Here is an 810-nt window from a genome sequence, read left to right on the forward strand (position 1 = left end):
CCAGGCAGCGCTGTACCGCAGCCTGCTCGCGCACCGGCGGGTGCTGATCCTGCTCGACAACGCCCGCGACGCCGATCAGGTCCGCCCGCTGCTGCCCGGCTCCCCGGGCTGCCTGGTCGTCGTCACCAGCCGCAACCAGCTCACTGGGCTCATCGTCGGCCACGGGGCCCAGCCGCTGACACTTGGCGAACTGATGCCGTTCGAGGCGCAGGAGTTCCTCCTCCGCCGTCTGGGTGCCGAGCGCCTGGCCGCGCAGTCGCGCGCCGTCGACGACATCCTCGCGCGCTGCGGCCGCCTGCCGCTGGCACTGGCCATCGTCGCCGCCCGGGCGGTGACCCGTCCCGACTTCCCCCTCAGCGCCATCGCCGATGAATTGAGTGACAGCCGCGACAGTCTCGATGCTTTCGAGAGCGGTGAGCTCGGCACGGACGTACGAGCCGTCTTCTCCTGGTCCTACGAGGCCCTGTCCGCGCCGGCGGCGCGGCTGTTCCGTCTGCTGGGCCTGTACCCCGGCCCTGACGACTTCTCCGCACCCGCGGCGGCAGCCCTGGCCGGGCTCCCCCTGCGGGAGACCCACGGCCTGCTCGCCGAACTCACCCACGCTCATCTGCTCGACGAGCCCAAGCCCGGCCGCTATGCGCTGCATGACCTGCTGCGCATCTACGCTGCCGAACAAGTTCTCACCGTGGAGCCGCCGGGCGAGCGGGACCGGGCTCTGGAACGGCTGCTGTCCTGGTTCCTGCACACCGCGGACGCCACCTGCCCGTTCCTCACCCCGGGCCGCAAGAGGGTCCCTCTCGAACCACTGCC

General features: G+C 71.6%; 1 pseudogene. It reads left to right on the forward strand.

The annotated features are described in order from the left end of the window. Window positions 1–810 (forward strand): annotated as a pseudogene (locus tag IE318_RS44445) (transcriptional regulator); the annotation flags it as partial.

This window comes from Streptomyces spiralis, assembly GCF_014654675.1.
Taxonomy (GTDB): Bacteria; Actinomycetota; Actinomycetes; order Streptomycetales; family Streptomycetaceae; genus Streptomyces; species Streptomyces spiralis.